Origin of the sequence: Georgenia phoenicis, from assembly GCF_047302425.1 — a bacterium.
Taxonomy (GTDB): domain Bacteria; phylum Actinomycetota; class Actinomycetes; order Actinomycetales; family Actinomycetaceae; genus Oceanitalea.
On record NZ_CP154855.1, the window covers coordinates 2,815,286 to 2,841,619 of the forward strand.

At 74.5% G+C, this 26,334-nt stretch carries 28 protein-coding genes; all 28 read right to left on the reverse strand.

The features are described 5' to 3' along the window. Window positions 1-41: 41 nt before the first annotated feature. The 28 genes from dprA to AA0005_RS13525 all read right to left on the reverse strand — a co-directional run bounded on the left by dprA (window position 42) and on the right by AA0005_RS13525 (window position 26,327). On the reverse strand, window positions 42-1,223 hold the full coding sequence (gene dprA, locus AA0005_RS13390; protein ID WP_413450639.1) for a DNA-processing protein DprA: 1,182 nt from the start codon (window positions 1,221-1,223) through the stop codon (window positions 42-44). Continuing rightward, entirely contained in the window at window positions 1,216-2,751 is a 1,536-nt protein-coding gene (locus AA0005_RS13395; protein ID WP_413450640.1) for a YifB family Mg chelatase-like AAA ATPase, read from the reverse strand. The genes dprA and AA0005_RS13395 overlap by 8 nt, the downstream gene beginning before the upstream one ends. Window position 2,752: 1 nt before the next feature. Further along, window positions 2,753-3,115, reverse strand: a complete 363-nt coding sequence (locus tag AA0005_RS13400) for a YraN family protein (RefSeq protein ID WP_413450641.1) — start codon at window positions 3,113-3,115, stop codon at window positions 2,753-2,755. Between the two features lie 109 nt (window positions 3,116-3,224). Then, window positions 3,225-3,530 carry a DUF2469 domain-containing protein gene (locus tag AA0005_RS13405; protein WP_110852344.1) on the reverse strand — a complete coding sequence of 102 codons (306 nt, stop codon included), beginning with the start codon at window positions 3,528-3,530 and terminating at the stop codon, window positions 3,225-3,227. A gap of 7 nt (window positions 3,531-3,537) precedes the next feature. Beyond that, complete coding sequence (locus AA0005_RS13410) at window positions 3,538-4,293, reverse strand: ribonuclease HII (protein ID WP_413450642.1); 756 nt, start codon at window positions 4,291-4,293, stop codon at window positions 3,538-3,540. 25 nt (window positions 4,294-4,318) lie between these two features. Then, complete coding sequence (gene lepB / locus AA0005_RS13415; protein WP_413450643.1) at window positions 4,319-5,068, reverse strand: signal peptidase I; 750 nt, start codon at window positions 5,066-5,068, stop codon at window positions 4,319-4,321. A 76-nt stretch (window positions 5,069-5,144) separates the two neighbouring features. Further along, on the reverse strand, window positions 5,145-5,486 hold the full coding sequence (rplS, locus tag AA0005_RS13420; RefSeq protein WP_413450644.1) for a 50S ribosomal protein L19: 342 nt from the start codon (window positions 5,484-5,486) through the stop codon (window positions 5,145-5,147). Window positions 5,487-5,645: 159 nt separating this feature from the next. Continuing rightward, window positions 5,646-6,959: a tRNA (guanosine(37)-N1)-methyltransferase TrmD gene (gene trmD / locus AA0005_RS13425; RefSeq protein WP_413450645.1), complete on the reverse strand. Its 1,314-nt coding sequence runs from the start codon at window positions 6,957-6,959 to the stop codon at window positions 5,646-5,648. Between the two features lies 1 nt (window position 6,960). Beyond that, window positions 6,961-7,473, reverse strand: a complete 513-nt coding sequence (gene rimM / locus AA0005_RS13430; RefSeq protein WP_413450646.1) for a ribosome maturation factor RimM — start codon at window positions 7,471-7,473, stop codon at window positions 6,961-6,963. A gap of 73 nt (window positions 7,474-7,546) precedes the next feature. Continuing rightward, complete coding sequence (locus AA0005_RS13435) at window positions 7,547-7,783, reverse strand: RNA-binding protein (protein WP_110852349.1); 237 nt, start codon at window positions 7,781-7,783, stop codon at window positions 7,547-7,549. Then, window positions 7,773-8,234, reverse strand: a complete 462-nt coding sequence (rpsP, locus tag AA0005_RS13440) for a 30S ribosomal protein S16 (RefSeq protein ID WP_413450647.1) — start codon at window positions 8,232-8,234, stop codon at window positions 7,773-7,775. The genes AA0005_RS13435 and rpsP overlap by 11 nt, the downstream gene beginning before the upstream one ends. Window positions 8,235-8,425: 191 nt before the next feature. Further along, window positions 8,426-9,223: an ABC transporter permease gene (locus AA0005_RS13445; protein WP_413450648.1), complete on the reverse strand. Its 798-nt coding sequence runs from the start codon at window positions 9,221-9,223 to the stop codon at window positions 8,426-8,428. Further along, window positions 9,220-10,143, reverse strand: a complete 924-nt coding sequence (locus AA0005_RS13450; RefSeq protein WP_413450649.1) for an ABC transporter ATP-binding protein — start codon at window positions 10,141-10,143, stop codon at window positions 9,220-9,222. The genes AA0005_RS13445 and AA0005_RS13450 overlap by 4 nt, the downstream gene beginning before the upstream one ends. A gap of 1 nt (window position 10,144) precedes the next feature. Then, window positions 10,145-10,906 (reverse strand): hypothetical protein, encoded by a 762-nt coding sequence (locus AA0005_RS13455; protein ID WP_413450650.1) that lies wholly within the window; start codon window positions 10,904-10,906, stop codon window positions 10,145-10,147. Beyond that, a complete protein-coding gene (locus tag AA0005_RS13460) occupies window positions 10,903-11,784 on the reverse strand; it encodes an ATP-binding cassette domain-containing protein (protein ID WP_413450651.1) in 882 nt (293 codons plus the stop codon). Before AA0005_RS13460 ends, AA0005_RS13455 begins: the two co-directional genes overlap by 4 nt. After that, window positions 11,781-12,143 carry a GntR family transcriptional regulator gene (locus AA0005_RS13465; protein ID WP_413450652.1) on the reverse strand — a complete coding sequence of 121 codons (363 nt, stop codon included), beginning with the start codon at window positions 12,141-12,143 and terminating at the stop codon, window positions 11,781-11,783. The genes AA0005_RS13460 and AA0005_RS13465 overlap by 4 nt, the downstream gene beginning before the upstream one ends. A 227-nt stretch (window positions 12,144-12,370) precedes the next feature. Continuing rightward, on the reverse strand, window positions 12,371-13,459 hold the full coding sequence (locus tag AA0005_RS13470; protein ID WP_413450653.1) for an amidohydrolase family protein: 1,089 nt from the start codon (window positions 13,457-13,459) through the stop codon (window positions 12,371-12,373). 10 nt (window positions 13,460-13,469) lie between these two features. After that, the gene (gene ffh / locus AA0005_RS13475) at window positions 13,470-15,044 is read right to left on the reverse strand and encodes a signal recognition particle protein (RefSeq protein ID WP_413450654.1); all 1,575 of its coding nucleotides are present in this window, start codon (window positions 15,042-15,044) and stop codon (window positions 13,470-13,472) included. Window positions 15,045-15,072: 28 nt separating this feature from the next. Beyond that, window positions 15,073-16,869: an HD domain-containing protein gene (locus AA0005_RS13480; RefSeq protein ID WP_413450655.1), complete on the reverse strand. Its 1,797-nt coding sequence runs from the start codon at window positions 16,867-16,869 to the stop codon at window positions 15,073-15,075. A 2-nt stretch (window positions 16,870-16,871) separates the two neighbouring features. After that, on the reverse strand, window positions 16,872-17,210 hold the full coding sequence (locus AA0005_RS13485; protein ID WP_413450656.1) for a P-II family nitrogen regulator: 339 nt from the start codon (window positions 17,208-17,210) through the stop codon (window positions 16,872-16,874). After that, a complete protein-coding gene (locus tag AA0005_RS13490) occupies window positions 17,207-18,526 on the reverse strand; it encodes an ammonium transporter (protein WP_413450657.1) in 1,320 nt (439 codons plus the stop codon). Before AA0005_RS13490 ends, AA0005_RS13485 begins: the two co-directional genes overlap by 4 nt. Window positions 18,527-18,727: 201 nt before the next feature. Continuing rightward, entirely contained in the window at window positions 18,728-19,879 is a 1,152-nt protein-coding gene (ftsY, locus tag AA0005_RS13495; protein ID WP_413450658.1) for a signal recognition particle-docking protein FtsY, read from the reverse strand. A gap of 81 nt (window positions 19,880-19,960) precedes the next feature. Then, window positions 19,961-20,287, reverse strand: coding sequence for a hypothetical protein (locus AA0005_RS13500; protein WP_413450659.1), 327 nt, complete (start codon window positions 20,285-20,287; stop codon window positions 19,961-19,963). A 56-nt stretch (window positions 20,288-20,343) separates the two neighbouring features. Then, a complete protein-coding gene (gene smc, locus AA0005_RS13505) occupies window positions 20,344-23,898 on the reverse strand; it encodes a chromosome segregation protein SMC (protein WP_413450660.1) in 3,555 nt (1,184 codons plus the stop codon). 94 nt (window positions 23,899-23,992) lie between these two features. Then, window positions 23,993-24,418: a nucleoside-diphosphate kinase gene (ndk, locus tag AA0005_RS13510; RefSeq protein ID WP_413450661.1), complete on the reverse strand. Its 426-nt coding sequence runs from the start codon at window positions 24,416-24,418 to the stop codon at window positions 23,993-23,995. Window positions 24,419-24,428: 10 nt separating this feature from the next. Next, entirely contained in the window at window positions 24,429-24,839 is a 411-nt protein-coding gene (locus tag AA0005_RS13515) for a DUF4233 domain-containing protein (RefSeq protein ID WP_413450662.1), read from the reverse strand. Then, window positions 24,836-25,639, reverse strand: coding sequence for an HAD-IIA family hydrolase (locus tag AA0005_RS13520; protein WP_413450663.1), 804 nt, complete (start codon window positions 25,637-25,639; stop codon window positions 24,836-24,838). The genes AA0005_RS13515 and AA0005_RS13520 overlap by 4 nt, the downstream gene beginning before the upstream one ends. Window positions 25,640-25,664: 25 nt before the next feature. After that, on the reverse strand, window positions 25,665-26,327 hold the full coding sequence (locus tag AA0005_RS13525) for an MBL fold metallo-hydrolase (RefSeq protein WP_413450664.1): 663 nt from the start codon (window positions 26,325-26,327) through the stop codon (window positions 25,665-25,667). Window positions 26,328-26,334: the final 7 nt, after the last annotated feature.

A 26,334-nucleotide genomic window follows, 5' to 3' on the forward strand; every position in this document is an offset into this window, starting at 1 on the left:
CGACGTCGTCGTCCCGCCACGCTACCCCACTGTGACGCGGCTCACGTAGACCTCTGGCTGCGCCGCCAGCCGCTGCCGCTGCGCTCGGCGTGGCCGCTCAGCTCGAGGCGCCCGACACCGGCGCGCACCTCCTGCTCGCTCAGCCCGGCCGCGCGCGCCAGGCTCGTGAGGGAGGCCCCCGACCTCGCCGGCAGCGCGTCGAGCACGCGGGCCCCGAGGGGGTCGAGCCCGTCGAGCAGCCCCGGCTGCACGGGCCGGTCCGGGGCGAGGTCCTCCCCGCTGGGGGCGAGCAGCTCGAGGACCTCCGCGGCGTCGGTGACGCAGACCGCGCCGCGCTCGCGCATGAGGCGGTGGCACCCGACCGAGGACATCGAGCCCACCGCCCCGGGCACGGCGGCGACCGGGCGCAGGAGGTCCTCGGCGTGGCGGGCCGTGTTGAGCGCCCCGGACCGCCACCCCGCCTCGACGACGACGCACACCCGCCCGAGTGCCGCGATGATCCGGTTGCGGTCGAGGAAGCGGTGGCGGCTGTGCGCGGACCCGGGCGCCGGCTCGGAGAGGACGACGCCGTCCTCCATGACCGCCTCGAGCAGGCGGGTGTTGCCCGCCGGGTAGAGGCGATCCACTCCCCCGGCGAGCACCGCCCACGTGACGCCGTCGCCACTGAGCGCGCCGCGGTGCGCGGCGGCGTCGATCCCGTAGGCGCCGCCCGAGACGACGACGACGCCCCGTTCGGTGAGCTCGATGGCCATCTGGGCGGCGAGGGTCTCCCCGTACCCGGTGCTCGCCCGCATCCCGACGATCGCGGCGGTGGGGCGCCGGTGGTCCAGGCGCCCGTTGCCCCGCAGCCACAGGGCCGCCGGTTCGCGGGCGCCGAGGTCGCCCAGCGGGGCGGGCCACTCGGCGTCGCCCGGCAGGAGGAGGCGACCGCCGAGAGCCTCAAGCACGGCGAGCTCGCGACGGATGTCGAGGTCCTCGAGGCGGGGGACCCACCGGGCCACGGCCTTGCCCCACTCGTCGGCGGTGACGCCGTCGTCGAGCCCGCCGGGCGGGACCGGTGAGCTCGCGTCCGAGCGCCGGACGTGGCAGAGCCACTCGAGCGCGGGGCCCGGGCCGAGGCGGGCACGGAGCACGCCGGCGACGGGGTCCCCCGGCTCGGCGACGCGGGTCCACGCGGCCGCGGCGAACCGGACGTCGGTGGTGTCGAAGGGCAGGTCAGGCACCGGTGCCTCCTCGGGTGCGCAAGCTCATGGCGGTCCCGACGTCGTCGAGGTCGGGGTGGGGACGCCCGGCGAGGTCGGCGAGCGTCCAGGCGATCTTGAGGACCCTGTCCATGCCGCGCAGGCTCAGGGTCCCGGAGTCGAGGGCGCGTTCGAGGACGGCCCGCGGGCGGGCACCCAGGCCCTGCTCCGGCGCGCGCAGCCAGGAACCGGGCACCTCGGCGTTGCTCTGCCACGGCGTGCCCGCCAGCCGCCGGCGCTGCACCTCGCGCGCCGCGGCGACCCGGGCGGAGACGACGTCGCTGCTCTCGCCCAGCGAGCCCAGCGCCGCGGAGGCACGGGTGACGGCGGGGACGTCGATCTGGAGGTCCACCCTGTCGAGCAGCGGGCCGGAGAGCCGGGCGAGGTAGCGGCGCCGTTCCAGCGGCGTGCACGTGCACGCCAGCCCCTTGCCGGTGGCCTTGCCGCACGGGCAGGGGTTGGCGGCGAGGACGAGCTGGAAGCGGGCGGGGTAGCGTGCGGCGCCGCGGGCACGGTGGACGACGATCTCCCCGTGCTCCAGCGGCTGACGCAGGGAGTCGAGCACCCGGCGGGCGAACTCCGGGGCCTCGTCGAGCAGGAGCACCCCGCGGTGGGCGCGGGAGGCGGCGCCGGGACGGGGCACCCCCGAGCCGCCCCCGACGATGGCCTGGGCGGTGGCCGTGTGGTGCGGGTCCTCGAAGGGCGGGCGGCGCAGCAGCCCCCCGCCGGCGTCGAAGGTGCCGGCCACCGAGTGGATCGCCGTCACCTCCAGGGCGTCGGCGTCCGCGAGGTCGGGCAGCAGGCCGGGCAGGCGCGCGGCGAGCATCGTCTTGCCGGCCCCGGGCGGCCCGACCATGAGGAGGTGGTGCCCACCGGCGGCCGCGACCTCGAGTGCGAAGCGGGCCTCGTCCTGCCCGATGACCTCGGCGAGGTCCGGCGGCGTGCGGGGTGCGGGCGGGGCGGGCACCGGCAGCGGCTCGGGCACCGGCACGCCCACGTCGGCGCCGTAGTCGCGGGCCAGCTCGGCCAGGTGCTGCACCCCGCGCACCCGGGCCCCGGGGACGAGCCTCGCCTCCGCGAGGTTCCCGGCCGGCACGACGACGTCGGGCCGGCCCGCGGCGACGGCGGCCGCCACCGCCGGCAGCACGCCCCGTACCGGGTGGACGCGCCCGTCCAGGCCCAGCTCACCGAGGTGGACGGCGCGCCCGGCCCGCTCCGCACCGGGCAGGCCGTCCGCCCCGAGGCAGGCGACGGCGACGGCGAGGTCGAAGGCGGAGCCGGCCTTGGGCAGCGAGGCCGGGGAGAGGTTGACGGTGCGCCGCCGCGCGTCCCAGGGCAGCGCGCACGAGGTCACCGCGGCCCGCACCCGCTCCCGGGCCTCGGACAAGGAGGCGTCCGGCAGGCCGACGAGGATGAAGGCGGGCAGCCCGCTCGCGGCGTGCGCCTCCACCTGGACGAGGTGCCCCTCGACCCCCACGAGCGCCACCGACCAGGTCCGCGCCAGGCCCACCTCAGCCCACCGCCCGCAGGTGCTCGACGAGCGCGGGGCGCCCGTGCCGGCGCAGGACGGCGACGACGTCGATGCGGACCTCGGCGGCGCGCGTGCCGTGCTCGCTCAGCCAGCGGCCGGCGAGCCGCCGCAGCCGCTCGAGCTTTGCCGCGCCCACCGCTTCGGCCGGGTGGCCGAAGCCGGTGCCGCTGCGGGTCTTGACCTCGACGAAGGCGATGGCGTCGGCACGCGGGTCCCGCGCGACGATGTCGATCTCGCCCTCGCGGCACCGCCAGTTGCGGTCGAGGATCTCGTAGCCGTCCGCGCGGAGCATCGCCGCTGCGATGCGCTCACCACGGGCGCCGAGCTCGTCCTTCGCGGCCACGGGGCACCACCTCCGCGACCAGCGTCACCGACGCCGCCCACGCCCCGCCGGGCCGGTCACCTCACCGGTGCACCGGCACGGCACGAGCCCGCCCTGTGGGGCAACGAGCTTAGGAGGGCAGGTTGAGCTCCGCTCGCGGCAGCTCCTCGACGTTGACGTCCTTGAAGGTGACCACCCGGACCGAGCGCACGAAGCGCGCGGAGCGGTAGACGTCCCACACCCACGCGTCCCCGAGGGTCAGCTCGAAGAACACCTCGCCTCCGGCGGAGCGCACCTGCAGGTCCACCTCGTTGGCGAGGTAGAAGCGGCGCTCGGTCTCCACGACGTAGGAGAAGAGCCCGACGACGTCCCGGTACTCGCGGTACAGGCCGAGCTCGAGATCGGCCTCGTAGTTCTCCAGGTCCTCAGCACTCACGTCCCCATCATGCCCCGGGAGCGGCACCGAGCGCCGCCCCGGCAGCGACCGGGACGGGCGTGGGCTGCGGCACAGCGGCCTCGACGGCTGCCTCCTGGGCGGTGGGCAGGCGCCACGAACGGCGGTGGAGCTCCGTGGGCCCCAGCTCGCGCAGGGCGGCGAGGTGCCCGGGGGCGGAGTAGCCCTTGTTCGCCTCCCACCCGTAGGCCGGGTGGTGCTCGGCGAGGTCGACCATGATCGCGTCGCGCTCGCACTTGGCGAGCACGCTCGCCCCCGCGATGACCGCGCAGCGCAGGTCGCCCTTGACCTGGGTCCGCACCGGCGGCACGTCGACCGGGTCCTCGAGCCCGCCGAAGAGGTCCTGCGGCGGGGTCAGCCAGTCGTGGATGCCGTCGAGGACGACGACGTCGGGCACCAGGCCCTGCGCCGCGAGGGTGGCCAGGGCCCGGGTGCCGGCGAGGCGCAGCGCGGCGATGATCCCCATCGAGTCGATCTCGTCCGGGCCCGCGTGCCCGACGGCGCTGCCCACCGACCAGCGGCGCACCGGCTCGCACAGGGCCTCGCGCGCGGCGGCCGTGAGGAGCTTGGAGTCACGCAGCCCGCGCGGCAGCCGGCCGGTGCTCGCGTCGACGAGGCAGACGCCCACACTGACGGGCCCGGCGAGGGCACCGCGCCCGACCTCGTCCATCCCGGCGACGAGCCGGTGGCCGGAGTCGAGCAGCTCGCGCTCGAGCTGCCGGGTGGGCGGGCGATTCACAGACACGCAGCCATCGTAGGCACCGGTCCGGTCAGGGCTCGGGGACCTCGGCGAAGGTGTCGCCGGGGGTGCGCAGCACGGTCCAGCTGTCGATCGGCCACAGGATGAGGACCGCGGTGCCGACGACGTTGCGCATCGGCACCGCTCCCCCGCCCGGCTCGCCCTGGTGGGAGCGGGAGTCCTGGGAGTTGGAGCGGTTGTCCCCCATGAGCCACAGGTGGTTCTCCGGCACCGTGACCGCGAACTCGCTCTCGCTCGGCGCGACACCGGGCTTGAGGTACGGCTCGTCGATGCCGACGCCGTTGACCATGATCCGGCCGTCCGCGTCGCAGCACTCGACGGTGTCCCCGCCCAGGCCGATGACCCGCTTGATGAGGTGCTCCCCGGCGTTCTGCGGCAGCAGCCCGACGAAGGTGAGCACCTCCTCCAGCCCCCGCTGCAGCTGGTTGCGGGTGTCGGCGGGCTGGTCGAGCCAGCCGCCGGGGTCGACGAAGACGACGACGTCCCCGCGGCTCACGTCCAGCGGCCCCGGCGCCAGCTTGCTCACGAGTACCCGGTCGCCGACCGCGAAGGTGTCCTCCATGGACCCGGACGGGATGAAGAAGGCCTGGACGAGGAAGGTCTTGATGAGCACCGACAGCACGAGGGCGCTGACGACGACGATCGCGGTCTCCCGCAGCCAGCCGCCCTTGCGGCGCGGGGCCGCCTGCGCGTCCGGCTCGTCGGACCGCAGGTCCTCGCGGTCGCGGCGCCTGGTCCGCGCGTCGTCGTCGTTCGTCACGGCCTGGCGCTCTCCTGTCGGAAAAAGACTTCTGCCCGGCTCGACGAGCCGGGCAGAAGTGATGGTACGTCGCGAGTCAGCGCTTCTCGCGGATCTTGGCCTTCTTCCCCTGCAGGCCGCGCATGTAGTACAGCTTCGCGCGACGGACGGCGCCGCGGGAGACGACCTCGATCTTGTCGATCGACGGGGAGTGGACCGGGAAGGTGCGCTCGACGCCGACGCCGAAGCTCACCTTGCGGATGATGAAGGTCTCGCGGACCCCAGCGCCGGAGCGGGCCATGACGTATCCCTGGAAGATCTGGATACGGCTGCGGTTGCCCTCGACGACCTTGACGTGGACCTTGAGGGTGTCGCCCGCGCGGAAGTCGGGGATGTCGTCGCGCAGCGATACTGCGTCGACGTGGTCGAGGGTCTGCATGGTGGTGCCTTCCCGCTGGTGCCACAGGTCACCGGCGCTGTTCGTGGCAGCGGTCGCTGCCGGAGTCTTCTGGTGGTGGTCACGCCGCCCGGATGCGCCGGTCCCCTGAGGCAGACCGCGCGCCGTGGGCGCATGACCGGTCCATCTTGCCACAGCGCGTCAGCACGCCAAAACAGGTGTGCTCATCACCACGTCGTCGTTGGGGACCCCGCCGACGTCGTAGGTCCGCTTCCCGACGACGGCGAAGCCGCAGCGCTCGTAGAAGCGGCGCGCCCGTCGGTTGCCGGCGTTCGTCCCGAGCCACAGCTCGCGCGCCCCGCGGCGGGCGGCGGCCTCGGTCGCGGCGGCGACGAGCCGCCCGGCCAGCCCCCCGCCGTGGACGTCGGGGTGGACGTAGCACTTGCTCAACTCGGCGACGCCCTCGTGCTCCTCCCGGCCGGGCGCCGGGGAGTCGAGGACGACCATCGTGTACCCCAGCAGCGCCCCGGTCTCCTCGTCGACGGCCACGTGGAGGAGGCGCGCCGGGTCGGCGAGGTGGCGGGCGAAGGTGCCGGCGTCGAGCTGGGACGCGATGTGCGCGGCGATCGCCTCCGCACCGAGGGACGGCGGGCAGGCGAGCGGGAAGGTGAGGGCGGCCAGCGCGGCGAGGGCGGCGGCGTCGTCGGCGACGGCGGTGCGCACCTGGGCGCGGCGGGGGCCGGCCGGCCCGACGTACCAGCCGAGCCCCGCGAGAACGCGCCGGTCCTCGCGGTCCAGCGCCTCGGGCGCCAGGCGCGCGAGGAGGTCGGGGCGGCGGCCGGCGGTGCGCTCCAGCGCCCGGTCGCGGCGCCAGCGGGCGACCTTGGCGTGGTGCCCGGAGGTGAGGACCTCGGGGACGGGCAGGTCCCGCCACGCGGGCGGCTTGGTGTAGACGGGGTACTCGAGCAGGCCAGCGGCGCCGTGGGACTCCTCGACGAGCGACTCGGGGTTGCCGACGACGCCCGGCAGCAGCCGCGCGACGGCCTCGACGACGACGAGCGCCGCGACCTCGCCCCCGTTGAGGACGTAGTCACCGATGGACACCTCGCGGACGGTGACGCCGGGGCGGGTGGCGTAGTGCTCGGCGACCCGGGCGTCGATGCCCTCGTAGCGGCCGCAGGCGACGACGAGCCGCCGCACGCCCGCCAGCTCCTCGGCGGTGCGCTGGGTGAAGACCTCACCGGCCGGGCTCGGCACGAGCAGCACCGTGCCGCCGTCGTCGTCCTCCTCGCCGAGGACGTCGTCGAGGGCGGTGCCCCACACGTCGGGGCGCATGACCATGCCCGCTCCCCCGCCGAAGGGGGTGTCGTCGACGGTGCGGTGGCGGTCGGTGGTCCACGCGCGCAGGTCGTGGACGGCGAGGTCGAGGATCCCGCTCTGCCGCGCCTTGCCGACGAGCGAGAGCTCGAGCGGGGCGAGGTAGTCGGGGAAGATCGTCAGGACGTCGATGCGCATCTCAGGCCTCGTCGTCGCCGGCGAGCAGGCCGCGGGGCGGGTCGATGACGACGCGGCAGCCCGGGACGTCGACGACCGGCACGATCTCGCTGACGAAGGGCACGAGCGTGCGCTGCCCGCCCGTCTCAGTGAGGACGAGGAGGTCCTGCGCCGGCATGTGCTCGATCCCGGCGACCGTGCCGAGGTGGCGCCCGGTCGTGTCCTCCACCGGCAGGCCGACGAGCTCGTGGGGGTACCACGCGTCCTCCTCGGCCTCCTCCTCGGGGGCGGCGAGCAGGAGGGTGCCGCGCAGCGCCTCGGCGGCGGTGCGGTCGGGCGCCTCCTCGAAGCGCACGTACCACGAGCCCTGCCGCTGGCTGCTGGCGGCCACGGTGAGGGGACCCCGCTCGGACGGGTCGGTGGCGAACACCGTCCCGGGCGTCAGGCGGCCGGCGGGGTCGTCGGTCCGGACCTCCAGGCGAACCAGGCCGTGCAGGCCGTTGGGTGCGCCGATGCGGGCGACCACCAGCTCCATCTTCAGCTCTCCTCGGGGTAGAACGAGCGCGAGCCCTGGCTCACCGGTGGTGAACCAGGGCTCGCGCCGGTGGTCAGCGGTCGGTGTCGACGACGTCGACGCGGACCGGTCCGCGCGTGGACAGCGCGGAGACGACGGTGCGCAGGGCTCGCGCCGTGCGCCCCTGCCGGCCGATGACGCGGCCGAGGTCGTCGGGGTGCACCCGGACCTCGAGCAGCTCACCGCGACGCAGCGAACGGGAGGTGACGGTGACGTCGTCGGGGTTGTCGACGACGCCGCGCACCAGGTGCTCGAGGGCGTCAGCCAGCATTGGTCTCGTCGGCGGGCTCCTCGGCGGGCGCGTCCTCGGAGGGCTTCTCCTCGGCGGCCGAGGCGGCGGCCTCGGAGGCCTTGGCCTTGCGCTTCTCGGCCTCGTCCTCGGCGGCCTTGACGGCGGCGGCGCGAGCCTCGGCGGCGTCCTCGGCGCTGACGCCCTTGACGCGCAGGGTGCCCTCGGCGCCCGGCAGGCCCTTGAACTTCTGCCAGTCGCCGGTGACCTTGAGGAGCGCGGTGACCTGCTCGGTGGGCTGGGCGCCCACGGAGAGCCAGTACTGCGCACGCTCGGAGTCGATGTCGATGAGCGAGGGCTCCTCGGTCGGGTGGTACTTGCCGATCTCCTCGATCGCCCGACCGTCACGCTTCTTGCGGCCGTCCATGACGACGACGCGGTAGTACGGCGCGCGGATCTTGCCCATGCGCTTGAGACGGATCTTGACTGCCACTGTGGTGGTCACTCCTGGTTCATGTGGGGTGGGCCGACGCGTGGCCCCGGTGGGTTTCGGGGACGTGCCTGGCCCTGGACGCGGCTCCGACGGGTGAGAGGGGCCCACCGGTCCGAGTACAGCGGGTCATTCTGCCAGACCGGCGGGCCCATTCCCAAGCCTGCGTCCCTCCCGGGCGGGTGGGGCGTTGGTCACGCCCAGCGGAACACCTTCGCGGCCACCGGGAAGCCGACGACGCTCCACGCGGCGAGCACGACGAGCTCGCGCCACGGCAGGTCCCCGCCGAACCACGCGGTGGTCATCGCCTCGCTCGCCGCCCCCAGGGGCGTGAACGTCGCGATGGTCGCGAGGGTGTCGGGCATCTGCGAGATCGGCAGCCACAGGCCGGCGAAGAAGAGGAGCGGGAAGTACAGGAGCATCCCGATGCCCGACGCCGTCGACGCCTTCGGGGCCAGCCCGCCGACGACGAGGCCGATCGCGAACAGCGCGAGCGTCGCGAGGGCGAAGGCGGCGAGGACGACGAGCGGGCTCTCCGGCAGCGGGATTCCCAGCGTCGTCATCCCGCCGACGAGGGCGAGGACGACGGCGACGGCGAGCGCCGCACCGCTGACCGCGACGTGCGAGGCGAGGACCGCCCTCGGCCGCATCGGGGTGGTCGACAGGCGCCGGAAGATGCCGTGCTCTCGGTAGCCGGCGACGGTGGCCGGCAGCGTCGTGAGGGCGACGGTGGCGATCGCGGTGGCGAGGACGACCGGCCCCCACAGGTGGATGAGGGTGACGCCCTCGAGGCCCGGGACGTCCTCGACCTCGGTGCGCATCCCGGGGATCGCGTGCCCCATGCCGAGGAGGAGCACGGCGGGGAACGCGAGGGCGAAGAACACGCCTCCGGGGTCCCGGAGGAAGAGCCGTCCCTCGGTCCTCACGAGGGTGGCCAGCCCGCGGCGCCCCGAGGGCGCCCGGGTGGCGGTGGTGACAGCGGTGGCGCTCATGCGGGTACTCCTTCCGTGCTGGGTGAGCCGGTGACCTCGAGGAAGACGTCCTCGAGGGTGCGCCGGACGGTGGTGATGTCGTCGGGGACGACGTCGTGACGGGCGAGCTCGAGCACGACGGCGGGCAGCACCCGCCGCGTGCCCGTCACCTCGACCTCGCGACCGTGGGCGACGACGTCGGTCACCTCGGGCAGGGACCGCAGGAGGGCGGGGTCGACGGGCTCCGGCGTCGTCATCCGGAAGCTGCGCTGGTCGGTGCCGCCCGTCGCGAGCTCCGCCGGGGAGCCGTCGGCGACGACCCGCCCGCCGTCGATGACGACGACGCGGTCGCTGAGGTGCTCGGCCTCGTCCATGAAGTGGGTGACGAGGAGGATGGTGACGCCGCGCTGGCGCACCCGGTCGATGAGCGCCCAGGTGTCGCGGCGGGCCTGGGGGTCCAGGCCGGTGGTGAGCTCGTCGAGGATCGCGATGCGCGGGTTGCCGACGAGCGCGAGGGCGATGGACAGGCGCTGCTGCAGGCCCCCGGACAGCTTCTCGAAGCGCTTGTCGCGGTGCTCGGTGAGGCCGAGCATGTCGAGCAGCTCGGCGCCGTCGGCGGGCTCGGCGTAGAAGGAGGCGTAGAGCTCCACGGCCTCCGCGACGGTGATCTTCGGCGGCAGCTTGGCCTCCTGCAGCTGGATGCCGACGTGCTCGCGGACGAGCTCGGGGTGGCGCTGCGGGTCGACGCCGAGGACACGGATCTGCCCGCCGTCGGCGGTGCGCAGGCCGGCGACGGTCTCGACCGTCGTCGTCTTCCCGGCACCGTTGCGGCCAAGGACGGCGACGATCTCGCCGCGGTGGACGTCGAAGCTGACGTCGGCGACGGCGACCTTGTCGCCGTAGGTCTTGCGGAGGTGGCGGACCTCGATGACGGGTTCCATCTCATGACTCCGTTCGGGCGATAGGGGCACGGCGGACGAGCAGGGCGAAGGCAAGGCCTGCCGCGAGGACGAGGGCGGCGCCCACGAGGTAGGCGCTCCAGCCCGGCGCGTCGAAGGGGACGAAGGGTGCCTCCGTCCAGCTCGTCATGAACATGACGGCGAGGATCGGCGAGATGGTGAGGGGCAGCGCGAGGGTGCCCCACCAGCCGCCGAGCCGGTAGTAGGTGATGCCGACGAGAAGGCCGGTCAGGGTGCCGGAGAGGGCGAGGACCGTGTGGTCGACGAGGAGCGGGCCGAGGCCCGAGTCCCAGACGCCCGCGGTGTACTCGGGCCCCGGCTTGGCGTCGTGCTGCCACCCCATGCGGTCGTAGAGCACCCCCTCGAGAAGGAGGAGCCCGGCGCCCGTCACGGCGTGGAGCACGGAGCTGGTCACCGCGGCGACGAGCCCGCCGGTGAGGAAGGAGCGGCGGGTCATGCCGTTGGCCACGTGAGCGGTGAGGTACGTCGTCGCGACGATGACCGCGATGGAGAAGAGGAACCACACGAGCGGCCCGGTGCGGACGAACTGGAGGACCGACACGTTGACGGTCCCCACCCGGTCGACGATCACGATCGCCACCGCCGCCCCGACGGCGACGATCGCCCACAGCCACACCCACATGAGGACGTAGACCTGCAGGTGGTGCACGGTCGCGCGGACCCACTGGGGGCGGCTGGCGCTGACGCTGCCGCGCAGGCGCGGCGCTGAGGTGCCGGTGATCATCGGTGGTCCTCCTTCTCGGTGAGGGCGATGAACAGGTCCTCGATCGGCACGGCGCCGATCTCGAGGCCCGCGGCGCGGAAGCGGGCGAGGGCGCCGTCGTCGAGCCGGCCGACGACGGTGACCCGCTTCGTGGGGCCGAGCTCCTGCTCGCCGAGGACCCGCAGGCCGGCGGTGGCGGAGTCGACCTCGGCAGCGGGGCCGGTGACCGTGACCCCGTGGCTGCGGAGGGTGTCGGCCTCCTCGGCGACGAGCACCCGGCCGTGGTCGAGGACGACGACGTTCTCGAAGAGGCGCTCGACCTCCCCGATGAGGTGGCTGGAGAGGATGATCGTGCGCGGGTGCTCGACGTAGTCGGCGATGAGGAGGTCGTAGAAGCGGCGACGGGACGGGGCGTCCATGCCGAGGTAGACCTCGTCGAACATCGTCACCGGTGCGCGGGAGGCGAGCCCGATGACCGCACCGAAGGCGGAGCGCTGACCGCGGGAGAGCTTGCCCGGCTTCTTGCGCGGGTCGAGCTCGAAGGCGTCGAGGAGCTCCTCGGCGTAGGCCTGGTCCCACGTGGGCCGCGCGGAGGCGACGAGCTCGAGGGTGACCCTGAGCTTCTCCTCGGTGAGCACGTCCCCGCTCTCGCGGACGAGGCAGACGCTCTGCATGAGGCGCTCGTTCTCGAAGGGGTCGGCGCCGTCCACCCGCACGGCGCCGCTCGACGGCCGCCGCAGGGAGGCGATGGTCGAGAGCATGCTCGTCTTGCCCGAGCCGTTGCGGCCGAGCAGCCCGGTGATGGTGTTCGCGGGGAAGGTCACGGTCGCGGAGTCGACCGCCCGGGTGTCCTTGTAGTCGACCGTGAGGTCGCGCAGCTCGACGTCGAGGCCGCTCATGATCCGGCTCCCTTCTGCTCGATGTAGCGGACGAGCTCCGCCGGGCGGATGCCCAGCACGCGCGCCTCGTCGAGGACCGCGTCGAGGCGGTCGGTGAAGAAGGCGCCGCGGCGGTGCTCGCGCAGCCGCTCCCGGGCGCCGTCGGCGACGAACATGCCCACTCCTCGCTGCTTGTAGATGACGCCCTCGTCGACCAGCTGGGCGAACGCCTTGGCGGCGGTCGCCGGGTTGATCCGGTAGCTCGTGGCGAACTGGGTGGTGCTCATGACCTGGTCCCCCTCGGCCAGCGCGCCGTCGAGGATCTGGCGACGCAGGTGCTCGGCGATCTGCACGTAGATCGGCTCCGGTCCGTCGAACATCTCCCACCTCCTCGCCTCACTGGTTCATTACTCGACTAATGAACCATAGGACCGAGTCGGTGTCAACGGTTTCCTCGGCGGCCGGACGAGCCTCGGCGCCGACCGCAGGCGAGACCGACGAGCGCGGGCGTCGTGTCGCCCGCGCTCGCCACGGTCGCGTGCGCTCGTGCCGCTCGTGGCGCAGGCCCACCGCGCACCGTGGTCGGCGCTAACGGAGCCGGCCGGGGCTAGTAGGGCTGGCCGCGCAGGATGACGTGCTGCGGGCGGGTGAGGACGGTGACGTCCTCGCGCGGGTCGTCGGCGTAGACGACGACGTCCGCCGGGGCGCCCTCGTGAATCCCGGGCACGCCGAGCAGCTCGCGGCCTCGCCAGCTGGCGGCGGCGACGACGTCTGCCACCGGGACCCCGGCGCGGACGACCTCGGCGAGCTCCGCGGGCAGGGAGCCGTGCGCGATCGTGCCGCCGGCGTCGGAGCCCATGAGCAGCGGCACCCCGGCCTCGTGGAAGGCGCGGACCTGCTCGTAGCGGCGCTCGTGCATGGCGAGCATGCGTGCGGCGTAGACCGGGTACTTCGCGCCGGCCTGCTCGGCGAAGTCGGCGAAGTGGGCGACCTGGAGGAGGGTGGGCGTCACGGGGATGCGGCGGCGGGCGGCCTCGGCGATGTGGTCGGCCGTCATCCCGGTGCCGTGCTCGATGCCGTCGATGCCGGCCTCGAGGAGGTCGTCGACCACCTCGCGGGAGAAGGCGTGCGCGGTGACCTTGGCGCCGGCCTCGTGCGCGGCGGCGACCCCCTCGGCGAGGACGTCGGCCGGCCACAGCGGGCGCAGGTCGGAGTCGGCCCCCTCGGACCGGTCGATCCAGTCGGCGACGATCTTGACCCAGCCGTCCCCGTTGGCGGCCTCCTCGGCCATCGCCTGCGGGAGCTGGGCGACGTCGTCGAGCTCGCGCCCGTAGTGGCGCAGGTAGCGCTTGGGCCGCGCGAGGTGGTGCCCCGCGCGGATGAGCCGCGGCAGGTCGGCGCGCTCCTGCACCCACCGGTTGTCCTGCGGGGAGCCGGCGTCACGGACGAGGAGCGTGCCGGCCTCGCGGTCGGCCTTGGCCTGGACCTCGGCCTCCGCGACGCTCACCTCGCCCTCGGCCCCGAGCCCGATGTGGCAGTGGACGTCGACGAGCCCGGGCAGCACCCAGCCCTCGATGGTCCGGGCGGGGGCCGACGGCGGGTCGAGGGTGAGGCGGCCGTCGACGACCCAGCACTCGTCGAGCTCGGCGTGGTCGCCGACGACGATCGTCTCGGTCAGGTGCAGCGGCTCGCCCATCCCACTCCCGTCAGCGCAGGTACTTCTGCAGGTCCTCGAGGTCCGGCACGGCGTCCGCGGCACCGGCGGACCCGCCGCCCAGCCCGAAGGCGGAGCCGGAGGGCGCCGCGGGCTGCTCGGCGGCCTTGCGCAGCGCCTCGGCCTCCTGCCTGGCGCGCTTGGCGGGGTTGCCGGACTTGCCCTTCTTGCCCTTCTTCGGGGGCGGGGCCATGCGGCCCTTGGACTTCTTGCCGCCACCGGGCAGGCCGCCGGGGCCGAAACCGCCGGGGGGCAGCTTGCCGCCGGAGCGGGCCATCTGCCGCATCATCGTCTTCGCCTGGTCGAAGCGCTCCATGAGCTGGTTGATCTCGGTGACCGTGGTGCCCGAGCCGCGCGCGATGCGCGAGCGCCGCGAGCCGTTGATGATCTTGGGGTTCGCGCGCTCCTGGGGGGTCATCGAGCGCACCATCGCCTCGATGCGGTCGACCTCGCGCTCGTCGAAGTTCTCCAGGGCCTCGCGCATCTGGCCCGCGCCCGGGAGCATCCCGAGCATCTTCTTCATCGAGCCCATCTTCTTCAGCTGCTGCATCTGGTCCAGGAAGTCCTGCAGCGTGAAGTCCTCGCCGCCGGCGACCTTCGCGGCCATCCGCTCGGCCTCGTCCTGGTCGAAAGCGCGCTCGGCCTGCTCGATGAGCGTGAGGATGTCGCCCATGTCGAGGATGCGGGAGGCCATCCGGTCGGCGTGGAAGCGCTCGAAGTCCGTGAGCTTCTCACCGGTGGAGGCGAAGAGCACCGGCCGGCCGGTGACCTTGGCGACCGAGAGCGCCGCACCACCGCGGGCGTCGCCGTCGAGCTTGGTGAGGACGACGCCGGTGAAGTCGACGCCCTCCTGGAAGGCCTGCGCCGTCGCGACGGCGTCCTGGCCGATCATCGCGTCGAGGACGAAGAGCGTCTCGTCGGGCTGGACGGCGTCCTTGATCGCCGCGGCCTGCGCCATCATCTCGGCGTCCACGCCCAGACGGCCGGCGGTGTCGACGATGACGACGGAGTAGAGCTTGTCCTGCGCGTGGGCCAGGCCCGAGCGCGCCACCCCGATCGGGTCGCCGACGCCGTTACCTGGCTCGGGCGCCCACACCGGCACGCCGGCGCGCTCGCCGACGACCTGGAGCTGGGTGACCGCGTTGGGGCGCTGGAGGTCCGCGGCGACGAGCAGCGGGGTCTGGCCCTGGTCCTTGAGCCACTTCGCGAGCTTGCCCGCGAGGGTCGTCTTACCGGCGCCCTGGAGGCCGGCGAGCATGATGACGGTGGGCGGGCGCTTGGCGAAGCGCAGGTCCCGCGCCTGGCCGCCGAGGATCTCGACGAGCTCGGCGTTGACGATCTTGACGACCTGCTGGCCCGGGTTGAGCGCGGAGGAGACCTCGGCGCCCAGGGCCCGCTCCCGCACGGCCACGGTGAACTCCCGCACGACCGGCAGGGCGACGTCCGCCTCGAGGAGGGCGCGCCGGATCTCGGAGACGGTGGTGGTGATGTCCTGCTCGGACAGCCGTCCCTTGCCGCGCAGGTTGCGGAAGGTGGCTGTCAGGCGGTCGGAGAGGCTGGCGAACAAGGACGTTCCTCGTGCTCGTTGGGTCCGGTCAGGCTCCCAGGGTATCTGCCGGTGCCGACGCCGCGTGCCGCAGCTGCTCCCGGGCGCGGGCGGCGAGCTCCCCGACCAGCCGCGCCCGCCACGGCGTCCACGCCACCGGCCCGGCCGCGCTCGCGTCGGCCTCGGTGAGCAGGACGAGCAGCTCGAGGGTCGAGGCCCGGTGCCCGACGGCGGTGAGCAGCTCCGCGACGACGTCCGGGTCCGCGGGGTCCCGGGTGGTGGCGAGCGTGGCCAGCGTGAGGTGCTCACGCACGAGCAGCGTGACGGTGGCGGCCACCGGTGCGGGCAGCCCGAGCCGGGCGACGACGTCGCGCGCCCGCCGCTCCCCCTCCCGGGAGTGGTCCGCGGCGCCGTTGACCTTGCCGATGTCGTGCAGGAGGGCCGCGAGCAGCAGCGCCGTGCGGGTCTCCTCGCCGGCGCGCGGGGAGCGCTCGCGCAGCAGCTCCGCGACGTTGGCGGCGGTCTGGACGAGGTGCCGGTCGACGGTGTGCCGGTGCACCGGTGAGCGCTGGGGCCGGTTGCGCACGTCGGCCCACTCGGGGATCCACCCGGTGACCACGCCCGCGAGGTCCAGCGCCTCCCACACCGGGACCTGGGCGTCGCCGGAGGCGAGCAGTTCGAGGAGGTCCGCCCGGGCCTGCCGTGGCCACGGCACCGGTGGGGCCGGTGCGCGCTGCAGGCTGGTGACCGTCACCGGGGACAGCGGCAGCCCGGTCCGCGCCGCGGCGGCGGCCGCGCGCAGCGTCAGCCCGGGGTCGGTGGCGTCGGCGTCCGCGGCGAGGACGAGCTCGCCGTCGTGCTCCGCCAGTCCCGCGGCGACGGGACGCAGGCGCGGGGGGACGCGGCGGCCGCGCACGACCGTCGGTCCGCGCCACAGCGGCGGGGTGCGGCGCAGCGCCTGCCGGGCGCGGCGGACGGTGAGGTCGAGGGCGGCGGTGACGACGCGGGCGGCCTGGGCGAGCTCGGCGAGCAGCGCGTCCGGGCCGGCCAGCCCGAGCCGGGCGGCGACGTCGGGGGTGTCGGCACGCAGCAGGCGCGTCGTGCGGCGCCGCGTGACGACGGCGAGGGCGTCGCGCACGTCGAGGAGGAAGGAGGCGGCGTCGTCGAGCTCGCCGTGGGGCCGGTCGGCCAGCCACGTCGCCGCGAGCGCGCGGACGACGACGACGTCGCGCAGCCCGCCGCGGGCCTCCTTGAGGTCGGGCTCGACGAGGTAGGCGAGCTCGCCGTGCCGCTCCCCCCGCTCGCGCACGGAGCCGAGGAGCTCGGGCAGCCGGCGTCGGGCCGCGGCCCGCCAGTCGGCGAGCACGGCGCTGCGGGCGCGGGCGACGACGTCGGCGTCCCCGGCCACGTGCCGGACGTCGAGGAGGCCGACCGCGGAGACGAGGTCGTCGGAGGCGACCTGCCGGCAGCCGGCCAGGCTGCGGACCGCGTGGTCGACGTCGAGGTCGGCGTCCCACAGCGGGTACCACAGCGCCTGGGCGAGCGGGGCGACGGACGCGGCGTCGTGGTGGCGCCCGTCGTGGAGGAGGACGACGTCGAGGTCGCTCGTCGGTCCGGCGTCGCGGCGTCCCTGGGAGCCGACGACGGCGAGCGCGACCCCGCTCGCCGCCGTCGGGCCTGCGACACCCCACAGCTCGGCGAGGGCGCTGTCGACGAGGCCGGCGAGCTCGGCACGGTACCGGGTCCCGTCAGGGCGTGCGCTGCCCGCCCCGGTCGGGACCGGGGCGGGCAGCGGGAGGGCGAGCCGGGCCGCGCGCAGCCCGCCGACGAGCTGCGCGTGGCCCACCGTCAGACCGCGACGGCGCCGCGGTCGCCGGTCCGCACCCGCACGACCTCCTCGACCGGCGAGACCCAGACCTTGCCGTCGCCGATGCGCCCGGTCTGGGCGGCCTGGACGATCGCGCCGGTGACCACGGTGACGTCGTGGTCGTCGACGAGGATCTCGATGCGGACCTTCGGCACGAGGTCGACGGCGTACTCGGCGCCGCGGTAGACCTCGGTGTGCCCGTGCTGGCGGCCGTAGCCGCTGGCCTCGGAGACCGTCATGCCGCGCACCCCCACGCTCGTGAGCGCCTGCTTGACCTCGGTCAGCCGGTGCGGCTGGACGACTGCGGTGATGAGCTTCATGACCCGACCTTCTCTTCGCTGCTGACGGTGGTGGGAGCAGTCTCCCGCGGCGGCAGGGTGGCGGCGAGGCCGCTGCCCAGGCCCTCGTAGGCCGACTCGCCGTGGACGCTGGAGTCGATGCCGGTCGTCTCGACGTCCTCGGGCACCCGCCAGCCCAAGGTCGCCTTGAGGGCGAGGCCGATGACGAGGGTGACGACGGCGGACAGGGCCATCGCGACGACGGCGATGATGACCTGGACGGCGAGGAGGTTGAGACCGCCGCCGTAGAGGAGGCCGCCGTCGGTGGCCAGGAAGCCGATCATCACGGTGCCGACGAGGCCGCCGACGAGGTGGACGCCGACGACGTCGAGGGAGTCGTCGTAGCCGAAGCGGTACTTGAGGGAGACCGCGAGCGCGCACAGCCCACCGGCGAGGAGGCCGAGGACGATCGCGCCGACCGGGCTGAGGGCGCCGGCGGCCGGGGTGATGGCGACGAGGCCCGCGACGATGCCGGAGGCGGCACCGAGGGAGGTGGCGTGCCCGTCACGGAGCTTCTCGATGACGAGCCAGCCGATGATCGCGGCGGCGGCGCACGTCGTCGTGTTGACCCAGGCGAGGCCGGCGAGGCCGTCGGCGGCGTAGGCGGAGCCGGCGTTGAAGCCGAACCAGCCGAACCACAGCAGCGCCGCGCCGAGCATGACGAAGGGCAGGTTGTGGGGGCGGCTGGGGGTGCGCCCGAAGCCGCGGCGCTTGCCGACGACGATCGCGAGCACGAGGGCCGCGACACCGGCGTTGATGTGGACGACGGTGCCGCCGGCGAAGTCGATCGGCTCGGCGATGGAGGCGAAGGGGCCGTCACCGCTGAGGAGGCCCCCGCCCCAGACCATGTGGGCCATCGGGAAGTACGCCAGGGTGACCCACAGCCCGGTGAAGACCATCCACGTGCCGAACTTGACGCGCTCGGCGAGGGCGCCGCTGATGAGGGCGGTCGTGATGATGGCGAAGGTGACCTGGAAGCCGACGTCGACGATGACGGGCAGCCCGCCGTCGAGGACGAACTCCCCGGACTCGTCGAGGATCGCGCCGTCGAGGCCGAACATCTCGAAGGGGTTGGCGAAGATGCCGCCGATGCTCTCGCTGCCGTAGGACATCGACCAGCCCCACAGCACGTAGATGACGCCGATGACGCCCATCGCGCCGAAGGACATCATCATCATGTTGAGTACGGACTTGGACCGGGTCATACCGCCGTAGAACAGCGCCAGCCCGGGGGTCATGAGCAGCACGAGCGATGCTGAGACCAGCATCCACGCGGTGATGCCGCTGTCGAGCTCCATGGGTGGTCCTCTCGATCCCGGCTCCTTGCGGCCGGCTGGGACACACCCTGCTCGCACCATGTTTCAGGCACGCCGCGGCAATGTTGCGGTCACGTGACGTTGTGCGGCGTCGTGTGACAGCGGTGTTTCCACCGCCGTAACGCCAAGAGCCGGATCCCTCGGAGAGGGATCCGGCTCTCGGCGTTCGAGGAGGAGCGGCCGCTAGCTGAGCAGGGCGTCGACGAAGTCCTCGGGGACGAAGGGCGCGAGGTCGTCGGCGCCCTCCCCCAGGCCGACGAGCTTGACCGGGACGCCGAGCTCGCGCTGGACGGCGACGACGATGCCGCCCTTGGCGGTGCCGTCGAGCTTGGTGAGGACGATGCCGGTGACGTCGACGACCTCGGCGAAGACCTGCGCCTGGCGCAGGCCGTTCTGGCCGGTGGTGGCGTCCAGGACGAGGAGCACCTCGCTCACCGGCGCCTGTCGGGAGATCACGCGCTTGATCTTGCCGAGCTCGCCCATGAGGTCGGCCTTGTTCTGCAGGCGGCCGGCGGTGTCGACGAGCACGACGTCGGCGCCGGCGGTGCGTCCGGCCTGCACGGCGTCGAAGGCGACGGCGGCGGGGTCGGCCCCCTCCCGGTCCGAGCGGACCGTGGTGACGCCGACGCGCTCGCCCCAGGTCTGCAGCTGGTCGGCGGCGGCGGCGCGGAAGGTGTCGGCGGCACCGAGGACGACCTCGAGGTCCTCGGCGACGAGGACGCGGGCGAGCTTGCCGACCGTCGTCGTCTTGCCCGTCCCGTTGACGCCGACGACGAGGATCGTGGCCGGGTGGGGCTCGCCGTCGTCGCCCACGCCCTTGGCGGTGCGCAGGGAGCGGTCCATCGCGGGGTCGACGAGCGTGAGGAGCTCCTCGCGCAGGATGTCGCGCACGGAGGCGGCGTCCCTGGTGCCGAGCACCTGCACGCGGGTGCGCAGGCGGTCCATGAGCTCGGTCGTGGGGCCGATGCCGACGTCGGCGAGCAGGAGGGTCTCCTCGATCTCCTCCCAGTCCTCCTCGGTGAGGGACTCGCGGGAGAGGACCGCCAGGAGGGAGCGCCCGATGGTGCCCGAGCGGGACAGCCGCTCGCGCAGGCGCACCATCCGCCCGGCGACGGGCGCGGGCCGCTCGGTCTCGACGGCGGGCGGCTCCTCGACGAGGACGTCGCTGTCGTCCACGTCCGGCGGCAGCGTGTCGACGGGCGCGCTGCCGAGCGACTGCTCCGGCGGCAGCTGCGGCGGTCGGCGGCGGCTGCGCACACCCGCGGTGAGCGCGGCGACGCCGCCGGCGAGGACGACGAGGAAGACGGCGAGGACTGCCCAGAGCTGATCGGTCACAGCGAACCAGTCTGGACCACGCGGCGGTGGTGGGGCCACCGGGCAGGCGCGAGCAGGCTCACACCCACACGGCGCGCAGGGTCAGGCGCGCGCCTCGGAGGGCCGGCCGTCCCCGGCCTCGGGGAGCGAGGGGGCGTGCTCGCGGAGCTCACGCAGCCGCCCGGTGATCTCGTCGGCGCTCGTGTAGGCGTTGCCGGGCTCGCTCATGAGGTAGAGGGTGCCCAGGCCGCCGGCGGCCTCCTCGTCGACCTCGTCGGCCCAGGTGAAGTCCTCGCGGCGCCAGGCGCGCACGGTGTCCCGCAGCCAGGTGCGCCAGCCCTCCTCGGGGCGCTGGGCCATGAGGACGGCAGCAAAGATCCCCGCGGCGCACAGCACCGCGAGCGTGGTCACCAGGATCGCCCCCGTCATGGGCTCCATTATCACCCACGCGGGGGTGGTTTGTGCTAGTCGTCCACGGGCGTGGCTCAGACCCCGGCGCGCTCCTCCTCGGCGAGGCGCTGGCTGATGACCGTCGTGACGCCGTCGCCGCGCATGGTGACGCCGTAGAGCGCGTCGGCGATCTCCATCGTGCGCTTCTGGTGGGTGATGACGATGAGCTGGGAGTCCTCGCGCAGCTCGGTGAAGATCTCCAGCAGCCGGCCCAGGTTGGTGTCGTCGAGGGCCGCCTCGACCTCGTCCATGACGTAGAACGGGCTGGGGCGCGCCTTGAAGATCGCGACGAGGAGGGCGACGGCGGTGAGCGAGCGCTCCCCGCCGGACAGGAGCGAGAGCCGCTTGACCTTCTTGCCGGCGGGGCGGGCCTCGATCTCGATGCCCGTGGTGAGCATGTCCTCGGGGTCGGTGAGGACGAGCCGGCCCTCGCCGCCGGGGAAGAGGCGGGCGAAGACGTCGTCGAAGGCGGCGGCGGTGTCCGCGTAGGCCTCGGCGAAGACCCGCTCGACGCGCTCGTCGATCTCCCGGACGATCTCCATGAGGTCGGCGCGGGACTTCTTGAGGTCCGCGAGCTGCTCGGTGAGGAAGCGGTGGCGCTCGGCGAGCGCGGCGTGCTCCTCGAGGGCGAGCGGGTTGACCTTGCCGAGGCGGGCGAGGTCGCGCTCGGCGCGCTTGCGGCGCTTGTCCTGCTCCTCGCGCACGTAGGGCACCGGCTCGCGCGGCTCCTCCCCCTCGGGCACGACGACGGGCACCGGCTGGTGGGGCCCGTACTCCTCGACGAGCACCTCGGGGTCCAGGCCGAGCTCGCTCACCGCGCGCTCCTCGAGCTGGCTGATGCGCAGCCGCTGCTCGGCGCGGGCGACCTCGTCGCGGTGGACGGCGTCGGTGAGCCGGGCGAGCTCGGCGGTGGCCTGCTCCAGCTCGCCGCGCACCTGGGCGATCTCCGTCTCCCGGGCGCTGCGGGCCTCCTCGGCCTCCTCCCGGGCCGCGGCGGCGGCCTCGAGGGAGCGCTCGACGGCGGCCAGTGCCTGCTCGGCCCCGGCCCGGACGAGGGCGGCCGTCTCGGCCTGCCGGGCCCGGCGCTGCTCGCGCTCGGCGGCCTTGCGGCGCGCGACCCGCTCCGCCTCGGCGGCGCGCTCGAGGGAGGCGGCGCGCCCGGACAGCGCCCCGGCCCGCTCCTCGACGGTGCGCAGCGCGAGCCGCGCCTCGGTCTCCCGCGCCCGGGCGGCCCGGGCCTCCCCCGCGGCCCGGTCGCGCTCCGCGGTCGCGGCGGCGAGGTCCTCCTCGGTGCGCTCGGGCTCCTGCTGGGCGACCTCGAGGCGGGTGAGGAGCTCGGCGAGCTCACGCTCGTGCTCCTCCCCCTTGGCCACGAGCTCGGTGATGGCCGGGCGGATGCGCTCGGCCTCGGCCTCGGCGGAGCGGGCCGCGGAGCCGAGCCGGCCGAGCTGCTCGGCAACGCCGGCGAGGCGGGCGTCGGAGGCGTGGAGCGCGGCGAGCGTGGCGTCGACGGACTCCTGCGCGCGGGCGACGCGGTCACGGGCGGCGACGAGCCCGAAGCGTGCCTGCTCGGCGCGGGCGGTGGCGGCGTCGGCCTCGGCCACCGCCTCCTCGTGGGCGGCGTGCAGCTCGAGGACGCTCGGGCCGCTGCTGCTGCCGCCCGCGGCGCTGGCGCGGGACAGGACGTCGCCGTCGCGGGTGACGGCGACGACGTCGGCCGCGGCCACGGCGGCGCGCGCGGCGGCGAGGTCCTCGACGACGACGGCGCGGGCCAGGAGGGTGGCGACGGCGCCGGCGACCTCGCCGTCGGCGGTGACGACCTCGCGGGCCCAGCGCCCGCCTGCGGGTGCAGGGGCGTCGTCGTCGGGCTGGTCGGCGCCGGCGACGACGAGGCGCACCTGGCCGAGGTCCTCGTCGCGGGCGCGGCGGATGGCGTCGACGGCGACGTCGGTCGACTCGACGACGGCCGCGTCGGTGTGCGCGCCGAGGACGGCGGCGACGGCGGTCTCGTAGCCGTGCTCGACGCTCAGCGCGTCGGGCAGGGCGCCGCGCAGGCCGGCGAGGCGCTCGGCGGCGTCGAGCAGCGCGCCGGTGCCGTCCTTGCGGGCGAGGGACAGCTCGAGGGTGTCGCGGCGGGTCTGCCAGGTGCGCCGCTCGCCGTCGGCGGTGCGCTCCTCCTCGAGGAGCGCCGCGAGGGCGGCCTCGGCGGCGTCGAGCTCCTCGAGCGCCTCCTCGTGGGCCTCGTCCAGGCCCTCCTCGCCCTCCTCCTCGCCGGCGACCTGCTGCTCGAGGGCGGTGAACTCGGCCTGGGCGCGGCGCGTGCGCTCCTCGGCCTCGGCGAGGTTGGCGCGCAGGCGCCCGAGCTCGGCCTGAGCGGCCTCGGCGGCGCTGCGGCGGGCGGCGACCTGGCCGGTGAGCCGGGCCAGGCCCTCGCGGCGGTCGGCGACCCCGCGGTGGACGGCGGCCAGGGCCCGCTCGGCCTCGCGCTCGGCCTCCTCCAGGCGGGTGCGCTCGGCGACGACGGCGTCGCGCGCCGCCTTGGCGGCCTCGACCTCCGCGGCGAGCGCCTCCTCCTCCTCGCGGGCGCGGGCGGCGCGGGCGTCGAGCTCCTCGGGGTCGGTGCCGCGGTGCTCCTGCGCGGGGGCGCCGAGCAGACGGGTGCGCTCGGCGGCCAGGGAGTGCAGGCCGCGCAGGCGCTCCCGCAGCCCGGACAGCGAGTGCCACGTGTCGGTCGCCTCGCGCAGGAGCGGCGCGGCGGCCGCGGCCTCCCCCTCGAGGGCGGCCAGGCGGCTGCGGGCGGAGTCGGCGGCCGCCTCGACGGCGGTGCGCCGCTCCCGCAACGCCGTCTCGTCGGCGACCTCCCGCTGCAGGGTGGCGGTGAGCTGGACGAGGTCGTCGGCGAGCAGGCGGGCGCGCGAGTCGCGCAGGTCGGCCTGGATGGCCTGGGCGCGGCGGGCGACGTCGGCCTGCTTGGCGAGCGGGCCGAGCTGGCGGCGGATCTCGGTGGACAGGTCGGTGACGCGGTCGACGTTGGCCTTCATCGCCTCGAGCTTGCGCAGCGCCTTCTCCTTGCGGCGGCGGTGCTTGAGGACGCCGGCGGCCTCCTCGATGAAGCCGCGGCGCTCCTCCGGCCCGGCGGACAGGACGGCGTCGAGCTGGCCCTGGCCGACGATGACGTGCATCTCCCGGCCCATGCCGGTGTCGGAGAGCAGCTCCTGGATGTCGAGGAGCCGGCAGGACTCACCGTTGATCGCGTACTCCGAGCCACCGCCCCGGAAGAGCGTGCGGGAGATCGTCACCTCGGAGTAGTCGATGGGCAGCAGCCCGTCGGAGTTGTCGATGGTGAGGGAGACCTCGGCGCGGCCGAGCGGCGCGCGCGAGGAGGTGCCGGCGAAGATGACGTCGGACATCGAGCCGCCGCGCAGCGACTTGGCGCCCTGCTCGCCCATGACCCACGACAGGGCGTCGACGACGTTGGACTTGCCCGAGCCGTTGGGGCCGACGACGCAGGTGATCCCCGGCTCCAGGTGCAGGGTCGTCGCCGACGCGAAGGACTTGAACCCCCGCAGCGTCAGCGTCTTGAGATGCACGGGTGCAGCCTAACGGGCCGGGCCCCCACCCCCATGACGTCGAGAGCGGAGTTGTTCCGCGGAACAACTCCGCTCTCGGCGGGAGGAGGCGGTGCTAGAGCGCGGGGAACCAGAGGGAGATCTCGCGCTCGGCGGACTCCGGGGAGTCCGAGCCGTGGACGAGGTTCTGGATCACCTGGGTGTCCCACGCGCGGGCGAGGTCGCCGCGGATGGTGCCGGGGGCCGCCGTCGTCGGCTCGGTGGTGCCGGCGAGGGAGCGGAAGCCCTCGATGACGCGGTTGCCCTCGACGACGGCGGCGACGAGCGGGCCCGAGCCCATGAACTCGACGAGCGGCTCGAAGTGGGGACGCCCGCGGTGCTCGGCGTAGTGCTCGCCGAGGAGCTCGGCGTCGGCGCTGCGCATCTCGAGCGCGACGATGCGGTAGCCCTTGGCCTCGATGCGGCGCAGGACCTCCCCGACGAGGGCGCGCTGGACGCCGTCGGGCTTGATGAGGACGAGGGTGCGTTCGGTAGCAGTCACGCGACCGACCCTACCGGCCCGGCGCGTCGCCGCCCGTGCCGTGGAGCCGCTCGTACTCGCGCTCGGCGTCCTCGCGCTCGACTCGCTCGGCGTCGATCTGGCCGCCCACCCGCAGGGACACGAGCCACAGGACGGCGAAGACGCCGCCGATGCCGAACATCATCGGCACGACGAAGCCCGTGGCGATGAGCGCGAGCTGGAGCAGGGACCCGAGGACGTAGCCCACCGTCCCCCGGCGCACGAGCGCACCGGCGACGACCGCCCACACCGCGAGCGCCGCGCCACCGCCGAGCAGCGCGGGCACCGGCACGAGCCGCAGTCCGTAGGCGACGAGGCCGGCGAAGAGGACGACGAGCGCCTCGCTGAGGAGCAGCGTGGCCGTGAACAGGGCCCGCGCGCTCCGCCTGGGACGGCGGCTCACCGGCCCTCCTCCGCGTACTCCGCCACGAGCGGGATGACGTCGGCGATGGAGTCGACGACGCGGCTGGGGACGTAGGGGAAACGGTCGACCTGCTCGGGCCGGGTGGAGCCGGAGAGCACGAGGATCGTGCGCATGCCGGCCTCGAGGCCGGAGACGACGTCGGTGTCCATCCGGTCCCCGATCATCACGGTGGACTCCGAGTGCGCGTCGATCCGGTTGAGCGCGCTGCGCATCATCAGCGGGTTGGGCTTGCCGACGAAGTAGGGCTCGACGCCGGTGGCCCGGGTGATGAGCGCGGCCACCGCGCCTGTGGCGGGCAGCGTGCCCTCCTGGGACGGGCCGGAGGGGTCGGGGTTGGTCGCGATGAAGCGTGCCCCGGCCTCGATGAGCCGGATCGCCCGGGTGATCGCCTCGAAGGAGTACGTGCGTGTCTCCCCGAGGACGACGTAGTCGGGGTCGACGTCGGTCATCGTGTAGCCGATGTCGTGCAGGGCGGTGGTGAGCCCGGCTTCCCCGACGACGTAGGCGCTGCCCCCGCGCCGCTGGCCGTCGAGGAACTGGGCGGCGGCCATCGCCGAGGTCCAGATGGCGTCCTCGGGGATGTCGATGCCGCCGGCGCGCAGGCGGGCGCGCAGGTCACGCGGGGTGAAGATCGAGTTGTTCGTCAGGACGAGGAAGCGCCGCCCGGAGTCGATGAGGGCCTGGATGAACTCGGCGGCCCCGGGGATCGCCTGCTGCTCGTGGACGAGCACGCCGTCCATGTCGGTCAGCCAGCTCTCGACGGGCTTGTTCTCGGTCATGGCCCCTATCGTGCCCTACCGCCGGTCAGTGGCCGCGGTCGACCCACTCCTGCAGGTGCGGCTTCTCGGCCCCCACGGACGTCGCCTCCCCGTGGCCGGTGAGCACCTCGGTCGACTCCGGCAGGGTGAGGATGCGCTCGCGGATCGACTCGATGATCGTCGGGAAGTCGGAGTAGGAGCGGCCGGTGGCGCCGGGCCCGCCGTTGAAGAGCGTGTCCCCGGAGAACAGGACACCGCCCTCCCCCAGGTCGGGTGCGTAGAAGCACGTCGAGCCGGGCGAGTGGCCGGGGGTGTGCAGGGCGGTGAGCGTGACCCCTGCGACGGTGATCTCCTGCCCGTCGGTGATCTCCTCGTCCGCCGTCGTGCCGGGGTAGACCTGCTCCCACAGGACCGTGTCGGCCGGGTTGAGGTGGACCGGCGCGCCCACCTGCCCGGCGACCTCCCGCACGGCGCGGATGTGGTCGTCGTGGCCGTGGGTGAGCAGGACGGCGACGACGCGGCGGCCACCGACGGCCTGGACGACGGCGGCCGGGTCGTGCGCCGGGTCGATGACGACGCACTCGGCGTCGTCCCCGACGATCCACACGTTGTTGTCGACGTCCCAGGTCCCGCCGTCGAGCGAGAAGGTGCCGCTCGTGACGAGGTTCTCGACGCGGGCGCGGCCGGTGCTGTCGGTGCGGGTGGTCATCGGGTTG

Excerpts from the sequence above, each read along its gene's own strand:
- AA0005_RS13455 (WP_413450650.1), bottom strand. The coding sequence starts at position 10,906 with ATGATCACCGGCACCTCAGCGCCGCGCCTGCGCGGCAGCGTCAGCGCC.
- AA0005_RS13435 (WP_110852349.1), bottom strand. The coding sequence starts at position 7,783 with ATGCTGGCTGACGCCCTCGAGCACCTGGTGCGCGGCGTCGTCGACAAC.
- AA0005_RS13445 (WP_413450648.1), bottom strand. The coding sequence starts at position 9,223 with ATGAGCGCCACCGCTGTCACCACCGCCACCCGGGCGCCCTCGGGGCGC.
- AA0005_RS13450 (WP_413450649.1), bottom strand. The coding sequence starts at position 10,143 with ATGGAACCCGTCATCGAGGTCCGCCACCTCCGCAAGACCTACGGCGAC.
- AA0005_RS13520 (WP_413450663.1), bottom strand. The coding sequence starts at position 25,639 with ATGACCGAGAACAAGCCCGTCGAGAGCTGGCTGACCGACATGGACGGC.
- AA0005_RS13470 (WP_413450653.1), bottom strand. The coding sequence starts at position 13,459 with ATGGGCGAGCCGCTGCACCTGACCGAGACGATCGTCGTCGGCGACCAC.
- AA0005_RS13500 (WP_413450659.1), bottom strand. The coding sequence starts at position 20,287 with ATGACGGGGGCGATCCTGGTGACCACGCTCGCGGTGCTGTGCGCCGCG.
- AA0005_RS13485 (WP_413450656.1), bottom strand. The coding sequence starts at position 17,210 with ATGAAGCTCATCACCGCAGTCGTCCAGCCGCACCGGCTGACCGAGGTC.
- AA0005_RS13460 (WP_413450651.1), bottom strand. The coding sequence starts at position 11,784 with ATGAGCGGCCTCGACGTCGAGCTGCGCGACCTCACGGTCGACTACAAG.
- rimM (WP_413450646.1), bottom strand. The coding sequence starts at position 7,473 with ATGGAGCTGGTGGTCGCCCGCATCGGCGCACCCAACGGCCTGCACGGC.
- AA0005_RS13490 (WP_413450657.1), bottom strand. The coding sequence starts at position 18,526 with ATGGAGCTCGACAGCGGCATCACCGCGTGGATGCTGGTCTCAGCATCG.
- AA0005_RS13465 (WP_413450652.1), bottom strand. The coding sequence starts at position 12,143 with ATGTTCGACGGACCGGAGCCGATCTACGTGCAGATCGCCGAGCACCTG.
- trmD (WP_413450645.1), bottom strand. The coding sequence starts at position 6,959 with ATGCGCATCGACGTCCTGACGATCTTCCCCGACTACCTCGCCCCGCTC.
- rplS (WP_413450644.1), bottom strand. The coding sequence starts at position 5,486 with ATGCAGACCCTCGACCACGTCGACGCAGTATCGCTGCGCGACGACATC.
- AA0005_RS13525 (WP_413450664.1), bottom strand. The coding sequence starts at position 26,327 with ATGACCACCCGCACCGACAGCACCGGCCGCGCCCGCGTCGAGAACCTC.